Here is a 22,522-nt window from a genome sequence, read left to right as displayed (position 1 = left end):
CCACAATCGAGGAGCACGCATGTCCACAGAGTCAGCAGACACCGGTCACGGAAACTCGCCGGCGGCCTGGACGGCTGTCGTCATCGCGCTCATCGGCTTCACCGTGGGCACCATCGCCTTCTGCTTCTCCCTCGCCCCCGTCGTGTGGGCGTCCGTGGGGGTGGTCCTGCTCGGATTCGCGATCGGCGGCATCATGAAGAAGATGGGCTACGGCGTCGACGGACACCGCACCTCGCCCACGAAGGCGCACTCCTGATGCTCGGCGACCTGCTCGCCGGCGCCCTGGAGGACGCGGCCACGCGCCGCGAGACCCGCCCGCTCGCCGAGGTGGAGGCCGCGGCCCTCGCCCGTCCCGCCGCGCTCGACGTGCTGAGCGCCCTCGCACCGGCCGAGCGCGTCAAGATCATCGCCGAGGTCAAGCGCTCGAGCCCCTCGCGCGGCGCCCTCGCCGAGATCCCCGACCCCGCGCTCCTCGCGTCCCGCTACGAGACCGGCGGCGCCAGCGCCATCAGCGTGCTCACCGAGGGCCGTAAGTTCGGCGGCTCCCTGCACGACCTCGAGCAGGTCCGCGACACGGTCTCCATCCCCGTGCTCCGCAAGGACTTCATCGGCGAGGCGTACCAGGTGCTCGAGGCGCGCGCGTCCGGCGCCGACCTCGTGCTCCTCATCGTCGCCGCGCTCGACCAGAAGACCCTCGTCGAGCTGCACGCGCTCGTGAACGAGCTCGGCATGACCGCGCTCGTCGAGACCCACTCGGCGGAGGAGGTGTCCCGCGCGCTCGACCTCGGGGCGCAGGTCGTCGGCGTCAACGCCCGCAACCTCACCACCTTCGAGCTCGACCGCGACCTCTTCGGATCCCTGGCCGACTCCATCCCGTCCGGCGTCATCCGCATCGCCGAGTCCGCGGTCAAGACCGCCGACGACGTGGCGCATTACCGCCGCTCCGGCGCCGACGTCGTGCTGGTGGGCGAGGCGCTCGTCACCGGCGACCCGGTCCGCACCCTCACCGAGTTCCTCGAGGTTCGCCCGTGACGGACCTCCGCAGCGCGACCGGCCCGTACTTCGGCGACTTCGGCGGGCGGTACGTCCCGGAGTCGCTCGTGGCCGCGCTCGACGAGCTCGCGGAGGCGTGGGAGGAGCTCAAGGTCGACCCCGCGTTCATCGCGGAGCTCCAGGAGCTGCACCGCACCTACACCGGCCGACCGTCCCTCATCACCGAGGTGCCGCGCTTCGCCGAGCACGCGGGCGGCGCCCGCATCATCCTCAAGCGCGAGGACCTCAACCACACCGGCTCGCACAAGATCAACAACGTGCTCGGTCAGGCGCTGCTCACCAAGAAGATCGGCAAGAAGCGCATCATCGCGGAGACGGGCGCCGGCCAGCACGGCGTCGCGACCGCGACCGCGGCGGCGCTCTTCGGGCTGGACTGCGTCATCTACATGGGCGAGGTCGACACCGAGCGCCAGGCGCTCAACGTGGCCCGCATGCGCCTCCTCGGCGCCGAGGTCGTCCCCGTGCGATCCGGCTCCCGCACGCTCAAGGACGCCATCAACGACGCCATGCGCGACTGGGTCACCAACGTCGAGACCACGAACTACGTCTTCGGCACCGTCGCGGGTCCGCACCCGTTCCCGGCCATGGTGCGCGACCTCCAGAAGGTCATCGGCGAGGAGGCGCGCGAGCAGGTCCTCGCGCTCACCGGCCGGCTGCCCGACGCCGTCGCCGCGTGCGTGGGCGGCGGATCCAACGCCATCGGCATCTTCCACGCCTTCCTCGACGACGCCGACGTGGCCCTCTACGGCTTCGAGGCCGGCGGCGACGGCGCGGAGACCCCGCGCACCGCGGCCACCATCACGAAGGGCCGCCCGGGCATGCTCCACGGCGCGCGCAGCTACCTCCTCCAGGACGAGGACGGCCAGACCATCGACTCGCACTCCATCTCCGCGGGCCTCGACTACCCGGGCGTCGGCCCCGAGCACTCGTGGCTGTCGGACCTGGGGCGCGCGACGTACCGTCCCGTCACGGACGACCAGGCCATGAGCGCGCTCCGCCTGCTCAGCCGCACCGAGGGGATCATCCCGGCCATCGAGTCCGCCCACGCCCTCGCCGGCGCGCTCGAGCTCGGCAAGGAGCTCGGCCCGGAGTCGATCATCCTGATCAACCTCAGCGGTCGCGGCGACAAGGACATGGAGACGGCCGGGGCGTACTTCGACCTCATCGACGCCGGGGCGGAGCAGTCGTGACCGCGTCCGCCCACGCCGCGGCCCCCGTCGCCAGCCCCGTCGAGCGGGCCATCGCGCTCCGCCGCGAGCAGGGGTCCGGCGCGCTCGTCGGCTACCTGCCCGTCGGCTTCCCCGACGTCGCCACGAGCATCGAGGCGGCCGTCGCGCTGGTCGAGAACGGCGTCGACGTCATCGAGCTGGGCCTGCCCTACAGCGACCCCGTGATGGACGGCCCCGTCATCCAGCGCGCCACCCAGACCGCGCTCGCCCAGGGCTTCCGCCTCCGCGACGGCTTCGACGCGCTGCACGCGATCACGCAGCGCGTGGACGCGCCCGTGCTCCTCATGACCTACTGGAACCCGGTCGTGCAGTACGGGGTCGAGCGCTTCGCCGACGACATCGTCGCCGCGGGCGGGGCCGGTCTCATCACCCCCGACCTCATCCCGGACGAGGGCGCCGACTGGCTCGCCGCCTCCGAGCGCACCGGCCTCGACCGCGTCTTCCTCGCCGCGCCGTCCTCGAACGAGGCGCGTCTGCAGCAGGCCGTCGAGCGCAGCCGCGGCTTCGTGTACGCCGTGTCCACCATGGGCATCACGGGCGCGCGGCAGGACGTCGACCAGGCGGCTCGCGGGCTGGTGTCGCGCCTGCGCGACGCCGGCTCCACGAGCGCCTGCGTCGGCATCGGCATCTCCACGGGCGACCAGGTCCGCGAGGTCCTCGACTACGCCGACGGCGCCATCGTGGGCTCCGCGCTCGTCGCCGCCCTGGCCGACGGCGGCGTCCCCGGCGTCGCCCGCGCCGCGGCGGATCTCGCGCGCGGAACCGCGCTACAGTAGCCCCCGGCTCGCGGTCCCGCCGCGCCCGCCGACCCCCCTGCGAAAGTGAGCGCCATCCGTTGTTCGTCCCGATGAGCATCCCCAGCCCGGATCCGTCCGACACCCGGTTCGACGTCACGGCGTGGCTCCAGGGCCTCGGCGTCGACCTCCCGCTCACCTTCGTGATCCACGCCTACGCGGTGTGCATCCTCGTCGGCATCCTCATCGCCGCCTTCCTCACCAACCGCCGCCTCGTGGCGCGCGGCGTCGAGTCGGGCACGGTCATCGACTTCACGCTGTGCGCGCTCGTGCTCGGCATCGTGGGGGCCCGCGCCTTCCACGTGCTCACGCACCCGGGCGACTACTTCTACGAGGGTGCCAACCTCTGGCGGGTGCTCTACGTGTGGGAGGGCGGCATCGCCATCTTCGGCGCGCTCATCGGCGGAGCCGTGGGCGTGTGGCTCGGCTCCAAGTGGACCGGCGTCCGCTTCTGGACCTTCGCCGACGCGCTCGCTCCCGGCCTCCTGCTCGCGCAGGCCGCGGGCCGCATGGGCAACTACTTCAACCAGGAGCTGTTCGGCACGCCGACCACGCTGCCCTGGGGCCTCCAGGTGGACGCGACGAACGCGGCCTTCCCGGCCGGGCTCCCGGCGGGCACGCTCTTCCACCCCACGTTCCTCTACGAGATCGTGTGGAACGTCGCGGGCGCCCTGCTCATCATGCTGCTGGGCCGCGCGGTCCGCGTGCAGTGGGGCCGCGGCCTCGCCGTCTACCTCATGTGGTACGGCCTCGGGCGCATGGTGTTCGAGTCCATCCGCATCGATCCGAGCGAGATCATCCTCGGCATCCGCACCAACGTCTGGGCCGCGTTCATCGCGGTGGCGGTCGGCCTGGTGCTCTTCATCGTGCAGACCCGCCGCCATGTCGGCAGCGAGCCGAGCCCCTACCTTCCGGGCCGCACGCCGGATGACGTAAGCGCGCGCGCGAAGGCGGGCCGCGACGGCGGGGTAGCATCGGTGTACACGGAATCGGATTTCACCGACGGCGACGCCGAGCGGGCATCCACCGGGTCGGACTCCCACGCTCTCCCCGCCACAAGCGGACGCGGCGCCTAGTCCCCAGCGCGGGCACCCCCGCGGTCACCGTCTCCTCGTGTGAGGCGGTCCCCACCACAGGGCCAGCGACGTCCCTCCGCAGTGCATCTAGGACGGTTCCCATGGCGTTCTCCTCCACCTCCCCTCCCGGCGGCGCGTTCCCCGCGAAGCAGGGCCTGTACGACCCGGCGTTCGAGAAGGACGCCTGCGGCCTGGCCATGGTGGCCACCCTGCGCGGCACGCCCGGACACGACATCATCGTCAACGCCCTGGACGCGCTGCGGAACCTCGAGCACCGCGGCGCGATCGGCTCCGACGCCGGCACCGGCGACGGCGCGGGCCTCATGACCCAGATCCCCGACGCGTTCCTCCGCGGCGTGGTGGGCTTCGACCTGCCGCCCCTGGGGGAGTACGCCGTGGGCATGGCGTTCCTGCCCGTCGACGACGCCGAGCGCGAGGAGCTGCAGGCCGGCATCGAGCGCATCGCGGAGTCCGAGCGCCTGCGGGTGCTCGGGTGGCGCGAGGTCCCGGTCGACCCGGCCCACCTCGGCAACCTGGCCCGCAAGGCCATGCCCGCGTTCCGCCAGCTCCTCCTCACCTCCGACGCTCCCGCGGACGCCGCCGACCGCCCGTCCGGCCTCGCCCTCGACCGCCTCGCCTTCCGCCTGCGCAAGCGGGCGGAGCGGGAGCTCGGCGCGTACTTCATCTCGCTGTCGTCCCGCACGCTCGTCTACAAGGGCATGGTCACCACGCTCCAGCTGGAGCCCTTCTACCCCGACCTCTCCGACGAGCGCTTCGCCTCGAAGCTCGCCATCGTGCACTCGCGGTACTCCACGAACACCTTCCCGTCCTGGCCGCTCGCGCAGCCGCTGCGGATGATGGCGCACAACGGCGAGATCAACACCGTCGCGGGGAACCGCAACTGGATGCGCGCCCGCCAGTCCCAGCTCGAGTCGGAGCTGCTCGGCGACCTCTCGCCCCTGCTTCCCATCGTCACGCCGGGCGCGAGCGACTCCGCGTCGTTCGACGAGGTCCTCGAGCTCCTCAGCCTCAGCGGCCGGAGCCTGCCCCACGCGATGATGATGATGGTCCCGGAGGCCTGGGAGAAGCAGACCGACATCGACCCGGCCCGCCGCGACTTCTACGAGTACCACTCCATGGTCATGGAGCCGTGGGACGGCCCGGCCGCCCTCACGTTCACCGACGGCACGCTCGTCGGCGCCACCCTCGACCGCAACGGCCTGCGCCCCGGCCGATACCTCGTCACGCACGACGGCCTCGTCGTGCTCGGCAGCGAGATCGGCGTGCTCGAGATCGACCCGGCGCGCATCGCGCGGAAGGGCCGGCTCCGCCCCGGCAAGATGTTCCTCGTCGACACCGAGGTCGGCCGCATCATCGAGGACGACGAGATCAAGTCCGAGCTCGCGGCCAGCGCGCCCTGGGGGAAGTGGCTCGAGAACCGCATCCACCTCGCCGACCTGCCCGAGCGCGAGCACATCGTGCACACGCCCGCCTCCGTCGTCCGTCGCCAGCGCACCTTCGGCTACACCGAGGAGGAGGTGCGGATGCTGCTCATGCCCATGGCCAAGGTCGGGGCCGAGCCCCTCGGCGCCATGGGGTCGGACACGCCCATCGCGGTGCTGTCGCAGCGCCCGCGCCTGCTCTTCGATTACTTCACGCAGCAGTTCGCGCAGGTCACGAACCCGCCGCTCGACTCCATCCGCGAGGAGGTCGTCACCAGCCTCCGCCTCGGCCTCGGCCCGCAGCGCAACCTCCTCGACGCGGGGCCCGAGCACGCCGAGCAGGTCGTGCTCGACTTCCCGGTGATCGACAACGACGAGCTCGCCAAGGTCATCCACATCGACCACCGGCCGGGCAGCCGCACCACGACGATCGTCAGCGGCCTGTACCGCGTCGACGACGGACCGCTCGCCATGCAGAAGCGCATCGACGCCATGTGCGACGAGGTCGACCGCGCCATCGAGCACGGCGCGCGCTTCATCGTGCTGTCGGACCGCGACTCCACCCGCGACCTCGCGCCCATCCCGTCGCTTCTCATGATCGCGGCCGTGCACCACCACCTCATCCGCAAGCAGACCCGCATGAAGGTCGGCATCGTGGTCGAGGCCGGGGACGTGCGCGAGGTGCACCACATCGCGCTGCTCATCGGCTACGGCGCCTCCGCGGTCAACCCGTACCTCGCCATGGAGTCGTGCGAGGACCTCGTGCGCAGCGGCATGCTCACGGGCGTCACGCCGGAGAAGGCCACCCGCAACCTCATCAAGGGCCTCGGCAAGGGCGTGCTGAAGATCATGTCCAAGATGGGCATCTCGACGGTCTCCTCCTACGCGGGCGCCCAGTGCTTCGAAGCGGTCGGCCTCTCGCAGGAGCTGGTGGACCAGTACTTCTCCGGCACCACCACGCGCCTCGGCGGCGTCGGCATCGACGTCATCGCGGCCGAGAACGCCGCGCGCCACCGCAGCGCCTACCCCACGGACGGCGCCGTGCTCTCGCACGAGCGGCTCCAGACGGGCGGCGAGTACCAGTGGCGCCGCGACGGCTCCCCGCACCTGTTCAACCCGGACACGATCTTCCGGCTCCAGCACGCCACGCGCATGCGCCGGTACGACATCTTCCGCGAGTACACCTCGATGGTCGACGCCCAGTCGAAGGACCTCATGACGCTGCGCGGCATGTTCCGCCTGCGCACGGGCACGCGGCCGCCCGTGCCGCTCGACGAGGTGGAGTCCATCAGCGACATCGTCAAGCGCTTCTCCACGGGCGCGATGAGCTACGGCTCGATCTCCGAGGAGGCGCACGAGACGCTCGCCATCGCGATGAACCGGCTCGGCGCCAAGTCGAACACGGGCGAGGGCGGCGAGAACGTCGAGCGCCTGCTCGACCCGGAGCGCCGCAGCGCCATCAAGCAGGTCGCATCCGGACGCTTCGGCGTCACGAGCATGTACCTGACGCACGCGGACGACATCCAGATCAAGCTCGCGCAGGGCGCCAAGCCCGGCGAGGGCGGTCAGCTCCCGCCCGGCAAGGTCTATCCGTGGGTGGCCCGCACGCGCCACGCGACCGCGGGCGTGGGCCTCATCTCGCCACCGCCGCACCACGACATCTACTCCATCGAGGACCTCAAGCAGCTGATCTTCGACCTCAAGCGCGCCAACCCGTCCGCCCGGATCCACACGAAGCTCGTGAGCCAGTCGGGCATCGGCGCGGTCGCGGCGGGCGTCGCGAAGGCGCTGAGCGACGTGATCCTGGTCTCCGGCCACGACGGCGGCACGGGTGCGAGCCCCGTCAACTCGCTCAAGCACGCGGGCACGCCGTGGGAGCTCGGCCTCGCCGAGACGCAGCAGACCCTGCGCCTCAACGGCATGCGCGACCGCGTGGTCGTCCAGGTCGACGGGCAGATGAAGTCGGGCCGCGACGTGATCGTCGGCGCGCTGCTCGGCGCCGAGGAGTTCGGCTTCGCCACCGCGCCGCTGGTCGTCTCCGGCTGCATCATGATGCGCGTCTGCCACCTCGACACCTGCCCCGTGGGCGTCGCCACGCAGAACCCGGAGCTGCGGAAGCGCTTCCCGGGGAAGGCGGACCACGTCGTCAACTTCTTCGAGTTCATCGCGCAGGAGGTGCGCGAGCACCTCGCGGCGCTCGGCTTCCGCTCGCTCGACGAGATCGTGGGCCGCAACGACCTGCTCGGCGTCGAGGACGCGGTCGACCACTGGAAGGCGTCCGGGCTCGACCTCGCGCCGATCCTCGTGGGCCCGACGTTCGCCGACGACGAGCCCCGTAAGCACGCCCGGGCGCAGGACCACGAGCTCGAGGACCACTTCGACAACGAGCTCATCCGCCTCAGCCGCGACGTGCTCGACCACGGCGGCCGTGTGGAGATCGATCTGCCCGTGCGCAACACCGCGCGCGCGGTCGGCACGATGCTCGGCCACCTCGTCACCAAGGGCCACGGCGTGGACGGGCTCCCGACGGGGTCCATCGACGTCACGCTCCGCGGCTCGGCCGGCCAGTCCTTCGGCGCGTTCATGCCGTCCGGCATCACGCTGCGCCTCGTCGGCGACAGCAACGACTACCTGGGCAAGGGCCTGTCCGGCGGCGACATCGTCGTGCGGCCTGACGCGAGGGCGGGCTTCCCCGCGGAGGAGAACGTCATCGCGGGCAACGTCATCGGCTACGGCGCCACCCAGGGCACCATGTTCATCCGCGGCATGGTGGGGGAGCGGTTCCTCGTGCGCAACTCCGGTGCCACCGCCGTGGTCGAGGCCGTGGGCGACCACGCGCTGGAGTACATGACGGGCGGTCTCGCCCTCGTGCTCGGCGGCACCGGACGCAACATCGGCGCGGGCATGTCGGGCGGCACCGCCTACGTGCTCGACCTCGACCGCGACCGCATCAACACCGACGCCCTCGCCACCGGCGAGCTCGAGCTGCACCCGCTCGGGAGCGCCGACGCCGAGATCGTGCTCGACCTCCTCCGCCGGCACCTCGCCGAGACCGGATCCACCGTGGCCGAGCGCCTGCTCGCCGAGCCGGAGACCTCCATGGAACGCTTCACCAAGATCCTGCCGCGGGACTACGCGGCCGTCCTCGCCACCCGCCAGACCGCGGTGGACGAGGGAATCGACCCCGACGGCGACGTCGCGTGGAAGCGCATCCTGGAGGTGACCGGTGGCTGACCCCAAGGGCTTCCTCAAGGTGACGGAGCGCGAGCTCCCGAAGCGCCGACCCGTCTCCGTCCGCCTCATGGACTGGAAGGAGGTGTACGAGCAGCAGGAGCGCGGCGAGCTCGTGCGCCAGGCCGGCCGGTGCATGGACTGCGGCATCCCGTTCTGCCACCAGGGCTGCCCGCTCGGCAACCTCATCCCGGAGTGGAACGACCTCACCTGGCGCGGGGAGGGCCGGCAGGCCATCGAGCGCCTGCACGCCACGAACAACTTCCCGGAGTTCACGGGACGCCTGTGCCCCGCGCCCTGCGAGAGCTCGTGCGTGCTCGGCATCAACCAGCCGCCCGTGACCATCAAGCAGGTCGAGGTGTCGATCATCGACGACGCCTTCCAGAACGGCTGGGTCGAACCGCATCCGCCCGAGCGCCTCACCGGCAAGACCGTGGCGGTCGTCGGATCCGGCCCCGCCGGCCTCGCCGCCGCCCAGCAGCTCACGCGCGCCGGCCACACGGTCGCGGTCTTCGAGCGCGACGACCGCATCGGCGGTCTGCTGCGCTACGGCATCCCCGACTTCAAGATGGAGAAGCGGCACCTCGAGGCGCGCCTCGCGCAGATGACCGCCGAGGGCACCCGCTTCCGCGCGGGCGTCGACATCGGGAAGGACATCACCTGGTCCGACCTGCGGCTCCGCTACGACGCGGTCGTCGTCTGCACGGGCGCGCTCGTGCCCCGCGACCTCGACATCCCGGGCCGCGACGTCGACGGCGTGCACTTCGCCATGGACTACCTGCGCCAGTCCAACCACGCGACGGCCGGGGACCAGGTGCCCGAGCAGATCCACGCGGAGGGCAAGCACGTCGTCGTCCTCGGCGGGGGTGACACGGGCGCGGACTGCATCGGCACCGCGCACCGGCAGAAGGCGGCCTCGGTCACCAACCTCGCCATCGGCCAGCAGCCGCCGACGGAGCGCCGCCCCGACCAGCCGTGGCCGACGTACCCCACGCTCTTCGAGGTGTCGAGCGCGCACGAGGAGGGCGGCGAGCGCCACTACCTCGCCACCACGGTCGAGTTCCTCAAGGACGACGACGGGCACGTCCGTGCCGTCCGCGTCGCCGAGACGGAGTTCCGCGACGGGCGTCGCGTGCCGAAGTCCGGCACCGAGCGCGAGATCCCCGCCGACCTCGTGCTCCTCGCGCTCGGCTTCACCGGCCCCGAGAAGGACGCCCTGGAGCGCCAGCTGGAGGTCCCCTTCGACGACCGCGGCAACGTGGCGCGCGACGAGGACTACCAGACCGACCAGCCCGGCGTGTTCGTCGCGGGCGACGCGGGCCGCGGACAGTCCCTCATCGTCTGGGCCATCGCGGAGGGACGTTCAGCGGCGTCCGCCGTCGACCGGTACCTTGAGGGGGACACGGAGCTCCCGTTCCCGGTCCGTCCCACGGACCGCGCTCTCTCCATCTGACCCGGCCGCTGCGCCCTGCGCGCGCGTCCGCGACCACTCACCCGAACCGCGTCCGTGTGCGACGCAGAAACGCGAGACAGACAGAGCATGACCAGACGAGCGAAGATCGTCGCGACCCTCGGGCCCGCGACCAGCTCCTATGAGAGCATCCGCGCCATCATCGACGCCGGCGTGGACGTGGCCCGGATGAACCTGAGCCACGGCACGTACGACGTCCACGAGGGCATCTACTCCACGATCCGGAAGGCCGCCGACGACGCGGGCCGCGCAGTCGCGGTCCTGGTCGACCTGCAGGGCCCGAAGATCCGCCTCGGCAAGTTCTCCGACGGCCCGCACGACCTGGCCTTCGGCGACACGTTCGTCATCACGGTCGAGGACATCCTCGGCACGAAGGACATCTGCTCCACCACCTACAAGGGCCTCCCCGGCGACGTGAAGGCGGGCGATCCGCTGCTCATCGACGACGGCAAGGTCACGCTCCGCGTGGTCTCCACCGACGGCACCCGCGTCACGACCACGGTCGAGGTCGCGGGCACCGTGAGCAACAACAAGGGCATCAACCTCCCGGGCGTCGCGGTCAACGTGCCCGCGCTGTCCGAGAAGGACGAGGCCGACCTCCGCTGGGGCCTCCGCCTCGGCGCCGACCTCATCGCGCTGAGCTTCGTCCGCGACGCGTCCGACATCGTCCGCGTGCACGAGATCATGGACGAGGAGGGCCGCCGCGTCCCCGTCGTCGCCAAGGTCGAGAAGCCGCAGGCGGTCGACGCGCTCGAGGAGATCGTCGACGCGTTCGACGCGATCATGGTCGCCCGTGGCGACCTCGGCGTCGAGCTGCCGCTCGAGGCCGTCCCCATCGTCCAGAAGCGCGCGGTCGAGCTCGCCCGTCGCAAGGCGAAGCCCGTCATCGTCGCGACGCAGATGCTCGAGTCGATGATCACGAGCCCCCGCCCCACGCGCGCCGAGGCCTCTGACTGCGCCAACGCGGTGCTCGATGGCGCCGACGCGCTCATGCTGAGCGGCGAGACGAGCGTGGGAGAGTTCCCCGTCGTCACCGTGAAGACCATGGCGCGCATCATCGAGTCCACCGAGGAGCACGGGCTGGAGCGCATCCCGAAGCTCGGCACGCGCCCCTTCACGCAGGGCGGGGCCATCACGCTCGCGGCCGCCGAGGTCGCCGAGTTCGTCGAGGCGAAGTTCCTCTGCGTCTTCACCGAGTCGGGCGACTCCGTGCGTCGCATGACCCGGCTCCGCAACGGCATACCGATCCTCGCGTTCACGCCGAACGAGGGCATCCGCCGCCGCCTCGCGCTCTCGTGGGGCGTCCAGTCCTACCTCGTCGAGCCGGTCACGCACACCGACCAGATGTTCCACCAGGTCGACGACGTGCTCCTCGCGGAGGGACTCGCCGAGGTCGGCCAGAAGGTCGTCGTCATCGCGGGGTCCCCTCCCGGCATCGCCGGCTCGACCAACGAGCTGCGCGTCCACGTCGTCGGCGACGCCGTGAACGAGGCGGCTCCGGCCTACGAGAAGTAGCACGACGACGCGGGGCTCCGGCCCCGCCGGCACGCGAGAGGGCGGGCGACCACATGGTCGCCCGCCCTCTCGCTTCTCCCTCGCGGGATGCGGTGCCGGATGTGGGACTCGAACCCACACGCCCTCACGGACAGAGCATTTTGAGTGCTCCGCGTCTGCCATTCCGCCAATCCGGCACGGCCGGTACGAGCGACGTCGCGGCGGGGATCCCCGCGCTCCGCCGCGCACCGGCCCGGCCGACGATACCGTAGGCTCCTATCCGTGAGTGACCAGGAAGCAACCCCCGCAGCCCCCCGCCGTGTCGTCGTCGCCGAGGACGAGTCGCTCATCCGCCTCGACATCGTGGAGACCCTCCGCGACAACGGCTTCGAGGTCGTCGGCGAGGCCGGCGACGGCGAGACCGCCGTCGCGCTGGCCACCGAGCTGCGCCCCGACCTCGTCATCATGGACGTCAAGATGCCCCAGCTCGACGGCATCTCCGCGGCCGAGCGCCTGAACCGCAACCACATCGCGCCCGTGGTCCTCCTCACGGCCTTCAGCCAGAAGGAGCTCGTCGAGCGCGCGGGCGAGGCCGGCGCGCTGGCGTACGTCGTCAAGCCGTTCACGCCCAACGACCTGCTGCCCGCGATCGAGATCGCCCTGGCCCGCTACGCGCAGATCATCACGCTCGAGGCCGAGGTGTCCGACCTCGTCGAGCGCTTCGAGACCCGCAAGCTCGTCGACCGGGCCAAGGGCCTGCTCAACGAGAAGATGGGCCTCACCGAGCCCGAGGCGTTCCGCTGGATCCAGAAGGCGTCCATGGACCGCCGCCTCACCATGCACGACGTGGCCCAGGCCATCATCGAGCAGCTCAGCGCCAAGAAGTAGCGCGCCCGCCGGGCGTCGCGCCCGGCCGGACGGCGCTCAGCGCGGCGTGCGCTCGCGGATGATGTTCGTGATGCGCACCGTCGACAGGCGCCGTCCCTCGTCGTCGGTCATCACGATCTCGTGCGTGGTGAGCGTGCCGCCGAGGTGGATCGCCGTGCAGGTCCCGGTGATGGTGCCGGCGGTCGCGGAGCGCGTGTGGCTCGCGTTGAGCTCGATGCCGAAGGCCACGCGGTCGGGACCGGCGTGGACGTTGGCCGACATGGATCCGAGCGACTCCGCGAGCACCACGTACGCGCCGCCGTGCACCACGCCGTAGGGCTGCGTGTTCCCCTCCGCGGGCATGGTGGCGACGGATCGCTCGGGGCTGAGCTCCTGGAAGACGATGCCCATCTTCTGGGCCAACGCGCCCACGTCCTGGGGCTGGCGGAGGAGCCGCGCGGTGGCGGACGGCTCGGGTGCGGGCTGGGTCATGGGCGATCCTCCGAGGCCGGGTCGGCGTCGGGGGCCCTCGGTAGGCTGGGCCCGTGCCGAACACGGAAAAGCCTACCCTCCTCGTCATCGACGGCCATTCCCTCGCGTTCCGGGCCTTTTACGCCCTGCCGGCGGAGAGCTTCCAGAACCGCGAGGGGCAGCACACGAACGCCGTGCACGGCTTCATCGCGATGCTCATCAACCTCCTGCAGAAGGAGAAGCCCACGCACGTCGGCGTCGCGTTCGACATCTCGCGCTTCTCGTTCCGCACGCGCGAGTACCCGGAGTACAAGGGGACGCGCGGCGAGACGCCCGTGGAGTTCACCGGGCAGGTGCCGCTGCTCGAGCGCGCGCTGAAGACCATGAACATCCCCACCCTCACCAAGGAGGACCACGAGGCGGACGACATCCTCGCGACCCTCGCCACGCAGGGCCGGGAGCAGGGGTACCGCGTCCTCGTCGTCTCCGGGGACCGGGACGCGATCCAGCTCGTCAACGACGACGTCACCCTGCTCTACCCGTCCACCCAGGGCGTCTCGCAGCTCACGCGCTACGACGCCGAGAAGGTGTTCGAGAAGTACGGCGTGCAGCCGGAGATGTACCCGGACATCGCGGCCCTCGTGGGGGAGACGAGCGACAACCTCATCGGCGTCGACAAGGTCGGCCCGAAGACCGCGGTCAAGTGGTTGAACCAGTACGGCTCGCTCGACGCCGTCCTGGAGCACCGCGACGAGATCTCGGGCAAGGTCGGCGACAACCTGCGCGCGCAGTACGAGAACGTCATCCGCAACCGCCGGCTCAACCGCCTCCTCACCGACGTGGAGCTGCCCCTCGGGCCCGACGACCTCGAGCGGAAGCCCATCGACGAGCCCGCGCTCCGCGAGGTGTTCCAGGTGCTGGAGTTCAAGCAGCTGCTCGACCGCGTCCTGAAGCTCGAGGGATCGGGTGCCTCCGCGTCGAGCGCCGACACGCCCGTGGGCGCGGTCGAGCAGGAGCCGTCCACGGCGCCGGCCGCCCCGCACGCCCAGCAGCTGCTCGACGAGGAGCTGGCGAAGTGGATCGCGACGCAGAGCGCCGCGTCGCCGCACGGCCTCGGTCTCACGGTGGAGACGCAGGACGGGACACCCGTCGGCTTCGGCATCGCCAGCGCCACCGAGTCCGTGAGCCTGCCGTGGCAGTCGGGCCGCGCGGACTACGCGCCGTTCGAGCGCTGGCTCGCGAGCGATGCGCCCAAGATCATGGCCGACGCGAAGGTCCAGGTGAAGGCGATGCGCCGCGCCGGACTCGCCGTCTCGGGGCTCGCGTTCGACGTGCTCGTGGCCGGGTGGCTCCTGCGTCCGGGCTTCACCGACAAGACGCTGGCCGCGCTCGTCAGCAGGTACCTGCTGGAGGACCTGCCCGAGCCCGACGCCAACCAGCTCGTGCCGGAGACGGAGGCGCTCACCGCCCCCGTCGAGGCCTGGTACACGCTCCGGGTCGAGGAGGCCCTGCGTCAGGTGCTCGACGAGCGCACCCTCGGGGTCATGGTCGACATCGAGATGCCGACGCTCCTCGTGCTGGTGGAGATGGAGCTGCGCGGCGTCGCCACCGACCGGGCGGGGCTCGGCGAGCTGTCCGCGCAGCTGCAGGAGCGCATCACCGACCTCGCCCAGCGCGCCTTCGCGGAGATCGGCAAGGAGATCAACCTCGGCTCGCCCAAGCAGCTGCAGGAGGTGCTCTTCGACCAGCTCGGCATGCCGAAGACGCGCGCCAACAAGACGGGCTTCTCCACCGACGCGGGGGCCCTCGCCGACCTGCAGGCGTCGAACCCGCACCCGTTCCTCGACCTGCTGCTCGAGCACCGCGACGCGAGCAAGCTGCGTCAGATCATCCAGACGCTCGAGCGCGGCATCGGCGACGACGAGCGGATCCACACCACCTACGTGCAGACCGGCACGACCACGGGCCGCATCTCCTCGAACGACCCCAACCTGCAGAACATCCCCGTCCGCACCGAGGAGGGCCGCCGCATCCGCAGCGCCATCCGCGTCGGCGAGGGCTACGAGACGCTGCTCACGGCCGACTACTCGCAGATCGAGATGCGGATCATGGCGCACCTCTCCGGCGACGAGGGCCTCATCGAGGCGTTCGCGGCGGGGGAGGACCTGCACCGCTTCGTGGGATCCCGCATCTTCGGCGTCACGCCTGCCGACGTGAGCGCCGAGATGCGCACGAAGGTCAAGGCCATGAGCTACGGCCTGGCCTACGGGCTCAGCGCGTTCGGCCTGTCGAAGCAGCTGCGCATCCCGTCGTCCGAGGCGAAGCAGCTCATGACCGACTACTTCGCGCGCTTCGGCTCGGTGCGCGACTACCTCCGCCAGGTCGTGGAGGAGGCGCGCGCCGCGGGCTACACGGAGACCATCTTCGGCCGACGCCGCCCGTTCCCCGACCTCACGAGCCCGAACCGCGTCCTGCGCGACAACGCGGAGCGGGCCGCTCTCAACGCGCCCATCCAGGGCTCCGCGGCCGACATCATGAAGATCGCGATGATCCGCATCGAAGCCGACATGCGCGAGCAGGGCATGGCGTCGCGCATGCTGCTCCAGGTGCACGACGAGCTCATCCTCGAGGTCGCCGCGGGGGAGTGGGACGCGCTCGAGGGCATCGTCACCGACCGCATGGCGCACGCCGCCGACCTCCGCGTGCCGCTCGAGGTGCAGGTGGGCCGCGGCGACTCGTGGGCCGCCGCCGCGCACTGACAGACGGGCATCCGTCCCCATCCACCCCGAGCACGAGGAGCACCACGGCATGACGAACGGACGACTCTCGGACCTCCTCGCGGACGGGTCCATCCGGCTCGACGCGCACGCCGCCGATCGCGAGGCCGCCATCCGCCAGGCGGGCGAGGCCCTGGTGGCGGCGGGCGCCGTCGACCCGGGCTACGTCGACGCGATGGTCGAGCGCGAGCGCTCCGTCTCGACCTTCGTCGGCGAGGGCGTCGCCGTCCCGCACGGCACGCTCGCCGCCGGACGCGATCTGGTGCGGGCCGACGCCATCAGCGTCCTGCGCCTCCCCGACGGCGTCGACTGGGACGGACACGACGTCCGCATCGTCATCGGCATCGCGGCCACGGGCGGCGGCCACATCGCGTTGCTGTCGCGGCTCGCGGAGATCCTGCTCGACCCCGTGTGCGCCGAGCGGCTGCGTGGCGCCACCGATCCCGCGGCCGTCCGGTCGCTGCTGGGAGCCGGTACGGTCGAGGGATGACGACGACGCCGAAGGCCCCCCGACCGCAGACGGACATCGACCGGATCGCCGAGGGGTGGATCGACGCGTCGCTCGAGCTGCACCCCGAGGAGCGCGTCTACCTCGGCCGCCCGGGACGCGAGGGCGAGTACGGCGACACGTCGCCCGCGGGCCACGCGGCGCACGCCGAGGCGGCGCGCGCGGTCATCCGGCAGCTCGCTGACGCCCGTCCCGTCGACGCGGTGGACGAGGTCACCCGCATGGACCTCACGCGCGAGCTGGAGCTCGACGTCGAGATGCACGACGCGGGCGTCCACCTGTCCGACCTCAACGTCATCGCCTCGCCCGCGCAGGGCATCCGCGAGGTGTTCGACATCTCGCCCACGGCCACCGAGGGCGACTGGGAGCACCTGGCCGCACGCCTCGGCAACGTGTCCGGCGCCGTCGACGGCTACATCGAGACGCTCCGCGAGGGCGTGCGCCGGGGACAGACCCCGGCGAAGCGGCAGATCCGCGAGGTGCTCGGCCAGGTCGAGCGGCAGGCCGCGCCCGACGGCTTCTTCCGCTCCTTCGCGGAGGACGCGCGGCCCGACTCGGGCGAGCTGCCCGAGTCGCTCCGGCGCGACCTCGGTGCTCGCGCCGAGGAGGCCCGCACCGCCTACGCGCGCCTGGCGGCGTTCCTCGGCACCGAGCTCGAGCCCGCCGGCCGCGAGGCCGACGCGGTGGGCCGCGAGCAGTACGCCCTCCGCTCGCGCTCCTTCCTCGGCGCGGAGGTCGACCTCGACGAGACGTACGAGTGGGGCGTCGGCGAGCTGGCCCGCATGGTGGAGGAGCAGGAGGCCATCGCGCGCGAGATCCTCCCGGGCGCGAGCGTGCTCGAGGCCATCGCCCACCTCGACGGCGACGCCTCGCGGAAGCTCCACGGCACGGACGCCCTGCGCGCGTGGATGCAGGAGACGAGCGACCGCGCGGTCGAGGAGCTCGGCCGCACGCACTTCGACATCCCCGAGGAGATCCGGGCGCTGGAGTGCATGATCGCCCCGACGCAGGAGGGCGGCATCTACTACTCGGGCCCCGCCGACGACTTCAGCCGCCCCGGCCGCATGTGGTGGTCGGTGCCCGAGGGCGTCACCGAGTTCGACACCTGGCGCGAGCTCACGACCGTGTACCACGAGGGCGTCCCGGGCCACCACCTGCAGATCGCGCAGGCCACCTTCAACAAGGCGGAGCTCAACACCTGGCGCCGGTTCGCGGGCACGTCGGGCCACGCGGAGGGCTGGGCCCTGTATGCCGAGCGCCTGATGCAGGAGCTCGGCTACCTCGACGACCCCGCCGACCGCCTCGGCATGCTCGACGGCCAGCGCATGCGCGCCGCCCGCGTGGTGCTCGACATCGGCGTGCACCTCGGCAAGACGCGGCCCGACGGCGAGGCCGCCTGGGACGCCGAGTTCGCCTTCGACTTCATGGGCCGCAACGTCAACATGGATCCGTCCTTCGTGCGCTTCGAGGTCAACCGCTACCTCGGCTGGCCGGGGCAGGCCCCCTCGTACAAGGTGGGCCAGCGCATCTGGGAGGACCTCCGCGACGAGACCCGCCGCCGCGAGGGTGCCGCGTTCGACATCCGCGAGTTCCACCGCCGCGCGCTCGACATCGGCGGAGTCGGCCTCGACACGCTCCGCGCCGCTGTCCTGCGCTGAGTCGCGGCCCTCGGCGCGGGCAGGACGGTCACGGCGCGCCGACGTGCGCGGCGCGGTTGTCCCGGCTCGGGGGCCGGGTCTAAGATCGACTGTCGCAGTTCTGCGACGACCCATCCGTCCGCCGCTCGACCGGTACCCGCGCGGGTCCGCGCCAGCGGCCTTATTCATGCCCATCCTGGAGCACTAACTACATGACAATCGCAACGACCGACAAGGCGCCCAAGCAGGTCGCGATCAACGACATCGGATCTGCTGAGGACTTCCTCGCCGCGGTCGAGAAGACACTGAAGTTCTTCAACGACGGAGACCTCATCGAGGGCACCGTCGTGAAGATCGACCGGGACGAGGTCCTGATCGACGTCGGCTACAAGACCGAGGGCGTCATCCCCTCGCGTGAGCTGAGCATCAAGCACGACGTCGACCCCACGGAGGTCGTCAAGGTCGGCGACACCGTCGAGGCCCTCGTCCTCCAGAAGGAGGACAAGGAAGGCCGTCTGATCCTGTCCAAGAAGCGCGCGCAGTACGAGCGTGCGTGGGGCGACGTGGAGAAGATCAAGGAGTCCGACGGCGTCGTCACCGGCACCGTCATCGAGGTCGTCAAGGGCGGCCTCATCGTGGACATCGGCCTCCGCGGCTTCCTCCCGGCCTCGCTCATCGAGCTGCGCCGCGTCCGCGACCTCACGCCGTACCTCGGCCAGGAGATCGAGGCCAAGATCCTCGAGCTCGACAAGAACCGCAACAACGTGGTCCTGTCGCGTCGCGCCCTGCTCGAGCAGACGCAGTCCGAGAGCCGCAGCACGTTCCTCAACAACCTCCAGAAGGGCCAGGTCCGTAAGGGCGTGGTCTCCTCGATCGTCAACTTCGGCGCGTTCGTGGACCTGGGCGGCGTCGACGGCCTCGTGCACGTCTCCGAGCTCAGCTGGAAGCACATCGAGCACGCCAGCGAGGTCGTCGAGGTGGGCCAGGAGGTGACCGTCGAGATCCTCGAGGTCGACCTGGAGCGCGAGCGCGTGTCGCTGTCGCTCAAGGCGACGCAGGAGGACCCGTGGCAGGTCTTCGCCCGCACGCACGCCATCGGCCAGGTCGCGCCCGGCAAGGTCACCAAGCTGGTGCCGTTCGGTGCGTTCGTCCGCGTGGCCGAGGGCATCGAGGGCCTCGTGCACATCTCGGAGCTCTCCGGCAAGCACGTCGAGCTCGCCGAGCAGGTCGTGTCCGTCGGTGACGAGGTGTTCGTCAAGGTCATCGACATCGACCTCGAGCGTCGCCGCATCTCGCTGAGCCTCAAGCAGGCCAACGACGGCGTCGACCCCGAGGGCACCGAGTTCGACCCCGCCCTCTACGGCATGCTCACCGAGTACGACGACCAGGGGAACTACAAGTACCCCGAGGGCTTCGACCCGGAGACCAACGAGTGGAAGGAGGGCTTCGAGGCCCAGCGCGAGACCTGGGAGCAGCAGTACGCCGCCGCTCAGGCCCGCTGGGAGGCCCACAAGAAGCAGGTCGCGGCAGCAGCCGAGGCCGAGGCGGCCGACACGGGCATCACGTCCGCCGGCCCCGGCTTCACGAGCGACTCGACGGGCGCCGGCACGCTGGCGGACGACGAGAGCCTCGCCGCCCTGCGCGAGAAGCTGTCCAGCTCGAAGTAGTCCCACCCGCACCACGACGAGGCCGCTCTCCCTTCGGGGAGGGTGGCCTCCGTCGTGCGGGGCCCGCGCGGGACGCGGCTCGTCCTGCCCGCGCCTAGGCTGGATCCATGCGCGTGATCGGACTGACGGGCGGCATCGCCGCGGGCAAGACGGTGGTGGCCGACCGGCTGGCGGAGCTCGGTGCGGTGCGCATCGACGCCGACCGGCTGGCCCGCGAGGTCGTCGAGCCGGGCTCGCCCGCGCTGGCGGACATCGCCCGCCGCTTCGGGGATGCCGTCCTCGCCGCCGACGGCGCGCTGGACCGGGCGGCCCTCGGGGCGATCGTGTTCCAGGATCCCGACGCCCGCCGCGACCTCGAGGCCATCACCCATCCGGCCGTCCGCGCCCTCTCCGCGCAGCGCATGGCAGAGGCGGGGGAGGCCGATCCCGACGCGATCGTCGTCTACGACATCCCGCTCCTCGTGGAGTCCGGCCGCGGCGACGAGTTCGAGCGGATCGTCGTGGTGCACGCCCCGCGCGAGGAGCGGATCCGTCGGCTCGTCGAGCTCCGCGGCATGGCCCCCGAGGAGGCCGAGCGCCGCATCGCCCTGCAGGCGTCCGACGAGGAGCGCCTCGCGGTCGCCGACGACGTCATCGACTCCGGCGTCTCGCTGGCGTCGACGCTCGAGCAGACGGATCGGCTCTGGGCGAACCTGTCCGGCGGTGTCGGAGGCCGCTCGTAGACTCGGGAGCATGCAGCCCACCCGGTCCGTGCGCCCCTTCAAGGTCGTCAGCGAGTACTCCCCGAGCGGCGATCAGCCCACGGCCATCGCCGAGCTGGCGGGCCGGGTCAACGCCGGCGAGCCGGATGTCGTGCTCCTGGGCGCGACCGGCACCGGCAAGTCCGCGACCGCGGCCTGGCTCATCGAGCAGGTGCAGCGGCCCACGCTCATCCTCGCCCACAACAAGACCCTCGCCGCCCAGCTCGCGACGGAGTTCCGCGAGCTCATGCCGGACAACGCGGTCGAGTACTTCGTCTCCTACTACGACTACTACCAGCCCGAGGCGTACGTGCCGCAGACCGACACCTTCATCGAGAAGGACTCGTCGGTCAACGCCGAGGTCGAGCGCCTGCGCCACTCCACCACCAACTCGCTGCTGAGCCGTCGCGACGTGGTCGTGGTGAGCACGGTGTCCTGCATCTACGGCCTCGGCCAGCCCGAGCAGTACATGAACGCGATGGTCGCGCTCCAGGTGGGCATGCAGATCAACCGCGACACCCTCATCCGCAAGTTCGTCTCCATGCAGTACCAGCGCAACGACGTCGACTTCTCGCGCGGCAACTTCCGCGTGCGCGGCGACACCATCGAGATCATCCCCATGTACGAGGAGCTGGCCATCCGCATCGAGATGTTCGGCGACGAGATCGAGGCGCTGTACACGCTGCACCCGCTCACGGGCGACGTGGTCCGCAAGATGGACTCGGTGTCCGTGTTCCCGGGGTCGCACTACGTGGCCGAGACCGAGGTCATGCAGCGGGCCATCGGCACCATCCAGCAGGAGCTGGAGGAGCGGCTCGCCGTGCTCGAGCGCGAGGGCAAGCTGCTCGAGGCCCAGCGGCTGCGCATGCGCACCAACTTCGACATCGAGATGATGCAGCAGATCGGCTTCTGCTCCGGCATCGAGAACTACTCGCGGCACATCGACGGGCGTGATGCGGGGGAGGCCCCGCACTGCCTGCTCGACTACTTCCCGGACGACTTCCTCGTGGTCATCGACGAGTCGCACGTGACGGTCCCGCAGATCGGCGCCATGTTCGAGGGCGACTCGTCGCGCAAGCGCACGCTCGTGGAGCACGGCTTCCGCCTGCCCAGCGCGCTCGACAACCGGCCGCTGAAGTGGAACGAGTTCACCGAGCGCGTGCCGCAGACCGTGTACATGTCGGCGACGCCCGGCAAGTACGAGCTCGGCATGGGCGACGGCGTGGTCGAGCAGATCATCCGCCCCACGGGTCTGGTGGACCCGGCCATCGTGGTGAAGCCCACGAAGGGCCAGATCGACGACCTGCTGGAGCAGATCCGCATCCGGGTGGAGAAGGACGAGCGCATCCTCGTCACCACCCTCACCAAGAAGATGGCCGAGGAGCTCACCGACTACTTCGCCGAGGCGGGCGTGCGCGTGCGCTACCTCCACTCGGACGTCGACACGCTCCGCCGCGTCGAGCTGCTCAGCGAGCTGCGCGCCGGCATCTACGACGTGCTGGTCGGCATCAACCTGCTGCGCGAGGGCCTCGACCTGCCGGAGGTGTCGCTCGTCGCCATCCTCGACGCCGACAAGGAGGGCTTCCTGCGGTCGTCCACGTCGCTCATCCAGACCATCGGCCGCGCGGCGCGCAACGTCTCCGGCGAGGTGCACATGTACGCCGACGTCCTCACCGACAGCATGAAGCGCGCCATCGAGGAGACCGACCGGCGTCGCGAGAGGCAGGTCGCGTACAACACCGAGCACGGCATCGACCCCACCCCGCTGCGCAAGCGCATCGCCGACATCACGGAGATCCTGGCGCGCGAGGGCGAGGACACGAAGAAGATGCTCGAGGGGCGCGGCGGCGGCAAGCGCTCGCCCACGCCGAACCTCCGACGCGAGGGCAAGGCGGCAGCAGGGGCGAACGAGCTGGAGACGATCATCTCCGACCTCAACGACCAGATGCTGCAGGCCGCGGGCGAGCTCAAGTTCGAGCTCGCGGCACGCCTCCGCGACGAGCTGGGTGACCTCAAGCGGGAGCTCCGGCAGATGGAGAAGGCCGGGCACCTGTCCTGACGGGTC

16 protein-coding genes and 1 tRNA gene are annotated in these 22,522 nt (G+C 71.1%); 15 read left to right on the top strand and 2 right to left on the bottom strand.

Annotated features, from left to right (window positions below):
• The first annotated feature begins 19 nt into the window (after positions 1–19).
• The 8 genes from ACU4ZT_RS09255 (at position 20) to pyk (ending at position 11,811) form a co-directional block, all read left to right on the top strand.
• Positions 20–256, top strand: coding sequence for a DUF6704 family protein (locus ACU4ZT_RS09255; protein ID WP_270981502.1), 237 nt, complete (start codon positions 20–22; stop codon positions 254–256).
• On the top strand, positions 256–1,032 hold the full coding sequence (trpC, locus tag ACU4ZT_RS09250) for an indole-3-glycerol phosphate synthase TrpC (RefSeq protein ID WP_270981501.1): 777 nt from the start codon (positions 256–258) through the stop codon (positions 1,030–1,032). Before ACU4ZT_RS09255 ends, trpC begins: the two co-directional genes overlap by 1 nt.
• Positions 1,029–2,243, top strand: a complete 1,215-nt coding sequence (gene trpB / locus ACU4ZT_RS09245; protein WP_063071770.1) for a tryptophan synthase subunit beta — start codon at positions 1,029–1,031, stop codon at positions 2,241–2,243. The genes trpC and trpB overlap by 4 nt, the downstream gene beginning before the upstream one ends.
• Positions 2,240–3,058: a tryptophan synthase subunit alpha gene (trpA, locus tag ACU4ZT_RS09240; RefSeq protein ID WP_445337056.1), complete on the top strand. Its 819-nt coding sequence runs from the start codon at positions 2,240–2,242 to the stop codon at positions 3,056–3,058. The genes trpB and trpA overlap by 4 nt, the downstream gene beginning before the upstream one ends.
• A 71-nt stretch (positions 3,059–3,129) precedes the next feature.
• On the top strand, positions 3,130–4,152 hold the full coding sequence (gene lgt / locus ACU4ZT_RS09235) for a prolipoprotein diacylglyceryl transferase (protein ID WP_445337055.1): 1,023 nt from the start codon (positions 3,130–3,132) through the stop codon (positions 4,150–4,152).
• A gap of 101 nt (positions 4,153–4,253) precedes the next feature.
• Complete coding sequence (gene gltB / locus ACU4ZT_RS09230; protein WP_445337054.1) at positions 4,254–8,828, top strand: glutamate synthase large subunit; 4,575 nt, start codon at positions 4,254–4,256, stop codon at positions 8,826–8,828.
• Entirely contained in the window at positions 8,821–10,278 is a 1,458-nt protein-coding gene (locus ACU4ZT_RS09225; protein WP_270981498.1) for a glutamate synthase subunit beta, read from the top strand. Before gltB ends, ACU4ZT_RS09225 begins: the two co-directional genes overlap by 8 nt.
• Positions 10,279–10,365: 87 nt before the next feature.
• Entirely contained in the window at positions 10,366–11,811 is a 1,446-nt protein-coding gene (pyk, locus tag ACU4ZT_RS09220; RefSeq protein ID WP_063071774.1) for a pyruvate kinase, read from the top strand.
• A 93-nt stretch (positions 11,812–11,904) separates the two neighbouring features.
• On the opposite strand, the gene ACU4ZT_RS09215 is transcribed toward pyk, so the two are convergent.
• Positions 11,905–11,987, bottom strand: a tRNA-Leu gene (locus ACU4ZT_RS09215).
• 85 nt (positions 11,988–12,072) lie between these two features.
• Here ACU4ZT_RS09215 and ACU4ZT_RS09210 point away from each other — a divergent pair.
• On the top strand, positions 12,073–12,678 hold the full coding sequence (locus tag ACU4ZT_RS09210) for an ANTAR domain-containing response regulator (protein ID WP_063071775.1): 606 nt from the start codon (positions 12,073–12,075) through the stop codon (positions 12,676–12,678).
• 36 nt (positions 12,679–12,714) lie between these two features.
• On the opposite strand, the gene ACU4ZT_RS09205 is transcribed toward ACU4ZT_RS09210, so the two are convergent.
• Entirely contained in the window at positions 12,715–13,149 is a 435-nt protein-coding gene (locus tag ACU4ZT_RS09205) for a PaaI family thioesterase (protein WP_063071776.1), read from the bottom strand.
• A 53-nt stretch (positions 13,150–13,202) separates the two neighbouring features.
• On the opposite strand from ACU4ZT_RS09205, the gene polA reads away from it, so the two are divergent.
• From polA to uvrB, 6 genes are all read left to right on the top strand, one after another.
• Entirely contained in the window at positions 13,203–15,887 is a 2,685-nt protein-coding gene (gene polA, locus ACU4ZT_RS09200) for a DNA polymerase I (protein WP_445337053.1), read from the top strand.
• Positions 15,888–15,936: 49 nt separating this feature from the next.
• A complete protein-coding gene (locus ACU4ZT_RS09195; protein WP_270981492.1) occupies positions 15,937–16,395 on the top strand; it encodes a PTS mannitol transporter subunit IIA in 459 nt (152 codons plus the stop codon).
• Complete coding sequence (locus tag ACU4ZT_RS09190; protein ID WP_063071779.1) at positions 16,392–18,071, top strand: DUF885 domain-containing protein; 1,680 nt, start codon at positions 16,392–16,394, stop codon at positions 18,069–18,071. Before ACU4ZT_RS09195 ends, ACU4ZT_RS09190 begins: the two co-directional genes overlap by 4 nt.
• Positions 18,072–18,262: 191 nt before the next feature.
• The gene (gene rpsA, locus ACU4ZT_RS09185; RefSeq protein ID WP_063071780.1) at positions 18,263–19,717 is read left to right on the top strand and encodes a 30S ribosomal protein S1; all 1,455 of its coding nucleotides are present in this window, start codon (positions 18,263–18,265) and stop codon (positions 19,715–19,717) included.
• A gap of 107 nt (positions 19,718–19,824) precedes the next feature.
• On the top strand, positions 19,825–20,439 hold the full coding sequence (coaE, locus tag ACU4ZT_RS09180) for a dephospho-CoA kinase (protein ID WP_270981488.1): 615 nt from the start codon (positions 19,825–19,827) through the stop codon (positions 20,437–20,439).
• Between the two features lie 10 nt (positions 20,440–20,449).
• The gene (gene uvrB, locus ACU4ZT_RS09175; protein ID WP_094129737.1) at positions 20,450–22,516 is read left to right on the top strand and encodes an excinuclease ABC subunit UvrB; all 2,067 of its coding nucleotides are present in this window, start codon (positions 20,450–20,452) and stop codon (positions 22,514–22,516) included.
• The last annotated feature ends 6 nt before the right edge of the window (positions 22,517–22,522 follow it).

The sequence above is a fragment of the Clavibacter davisi genome, from assembly GCF_052751415.1.
Note: the sequence above shows the minus strand (reverse complement) of the source record. Positions and strands in the feature narration are given on the sequence as shown.